The organism is Methylophaga sp. UBA5088 (assembly GCF_002414625.1).
In the GTDB taxonomy this organism is placed as follows: Bacteria; Pseudomonadota; Gammaproteobacteria; order Nitrosococcales; family Methylophagaceae; genus Methylophaga; species Methylophaga marina.
Map to the genome: position 1 here is coordinate 15,422 of NZ_DIAC01000048.1, position 2,183 is coordinate 17,604.

The window sequence follows — 2,183 nt, forward strand, 5'->3', positions numbered from 1 at the left end:
GCCAATACACATCAACAGAAGGCGGCATGTACTTAGTTGAGTCGCCTGAAGATGTCGCCAGACTAAAAGTCAAAAATCCACAGCAACTGGCCTTTGTTACCCAAACCACACTTTCTGTTGATGATACCTCGGTTGTGATTGATGCTCTGCGTCAACACTTTCCCGACATTATCGGCCCAAGCAAAGATGATATTTGCTATGCCACACAAAACAGACAAGATGCCGTGAAAAAACTCGCAAACGAGTGTGATCTTGTTTTAGTGGTAGGCTCGGTAAATAGCTCTAACTCGAATCGTTTACGTGAATTATCAGAGAAGTTAGGCACGCCTGCTTTTTTAATAGACAATGCCGATCAAATAGATCCACAATGGCTTGTAGATAAAAATCGAATTGGTTTGACGGCAGGTGCATCAGCACCAGAAATACTCGTCAACCAAGTTGTTGAAAAATTACGTGACTTAGGTGTTGATTCGTCATACGAAGATGACGGTTTAAAAGAGAACATTGAATTCTCATTACCACGAGAACTAAAGATTGATACATCAAGTCTGAAAAAATAAACAAGGCCGACCATGTCGTTTTTGCCCGTATTTCTTTGGACAGACATTCTCATCTTCCTGCTGGTAGCCGTTATCGCTGTAGCAGCCTTTTATATAAGAACACAGCCTCATTTAAGTACGCCCTGGAAATCAGTAATAAAGCGCAAGCGAGGCATGATTTCCGTTATGATCCTCGGTGTGTATATCATCGTTGGCCTGCTGGACTCTTTACATTATCGTCCGGCATTAGACGCAACAAAGAACGCAAAAGAAGTTTATTATTCATCAGAAGTATTCAGTGTATTTGATTGGCTTGTTTTACCACTGAAACAACAATTAGAAAAAACCTATTCAGCGCCTTTTGCTGATCGTTTGTTTGTTAAAGAAATACAGACGATGGATGATGGTTCCATTAACTATGATTATCCAAAATTGAAATATGGCGCTGCCCATTTAGCAAGTTCTGATCACAAAACGTCTGATATTTACCAAACAATTTTAAAAGCCAGTCTGTTAAGCCTGTTATTGCTGTTTCTGATTTATGTTTGTCATACTGCCATTGCCTCGCGTGCTCATGTAAGCCAGATCTTCCCGCAAACCAAACGCATCTTTCTCAATCACTCCGACTATCCACTTCATACTTTTTATTTCACCGCTTTTTGTCTTTTATTACTCATCTGTAACTTAGCTTTACTGAGTCAGAACTATCATGTGTTTGGTACGGATAAAGTGGGACAGGATGTTTTATACCAGTCCTTAAAGAGTATCCGTACAGGCTTAGTGATTGGGACGTTAACTACCTTGGTGATGTTGCCTATGGCCATTATGCTGGGCATTGCCGCAGGTTATTTCCGAGGCTGGATAGACGATCTTATTCAATATATTTACACCACTTTGAACTCCATCCCAGGTGTATTACTGATTGCTGCAGCCGTATTAATTCTTCAGGTTTATATGAATAATCATCCTGAGAACTTTAAAACCATTGCTGAGCGTGCAGATATTCGGCTGTTGTTTTTATGCATTATTTTGGGCATGACCAGTTGGACTGGTCTGTGTCGAATTCTACGAGCAGAAACACTTAAGTTACGTGAAGCAGAATACGTCATGGCATCTCGTGCTTTAGGGGCGGGGAGTTTTAGTATTCTACGTAAACATATTTTGCCGAACTTGATGCATTTAGTACTTATTGCCGTGGTCTTAGACTTTAGTGGCTTGGTTCTGGCGGAAGCCGTGCTTTCTTATGTTGGTGTTGGTGTCGACCCTTCCATGATTAGCTGGGGCAATATGATTAATAGTGCACGCCTTGAAATGGCAAGAGAACCTGTCGTCTGGTGGTCTCTAACTGCAGCATTTATTTCAATGTTTGTGTTGGTGCTTGCTGCGAACTTGTTTGCAGATGTTGTTCGCGATGCATTTGATCCTAGAATGCAAGGTACATTATGAGCGCATTACTAGAAGTCAAAGCATTAAAAACATGGTTTGGAAATGATAAGGCGCCATACCGAGCGGTTGATGGGGTGGATTTTTGTATTGAGAAAGGTCAAACCTATGCGCTAGTGGGAGAGTCTGGCTGTGGCAAATCCATGACAGCATTGTCTATTCTGAGGTTGAACCCTTATCCAGCCAGCCACATTGTGGCTG

General features: G+C 41.6%; 2 protein-coding genes and 1 pseudogene. All 3 read left to right on the plus strand.

The features are described 5' to 3' along the window. Positions 1-560 (plus strand): annotated as a pseudogene (ispH, locus tag B4K20_RS06290) (4-hydroxy-3-methylbut-2-enyl diphosphate reductase); the annotation flags it as partial. Between the two features lie 12 nt (positions 561-572). Further along, positions 573-1,985 (plus strand): ABC transporter permease, encoded by a 1,413-nt coding sequence (locus B4K20_RS06295; RefSeq protein ID WP_286304442.1) that lies wholly within the window; start codon positions 573-575, stop codon positions 1,983-1,985. Further along, positions 1,982-2,183 (plus strand): ATP-binding cassette domain-containing protein (locus B4K20_RS06300; RefSeq protein WP_289282278.1); only part of this gene is annotated, 202 nt, incomplete at its 3' end. The genes B4K20_RS06295 and B4K20_RS06300, both read left to right, overlap by 4 nt.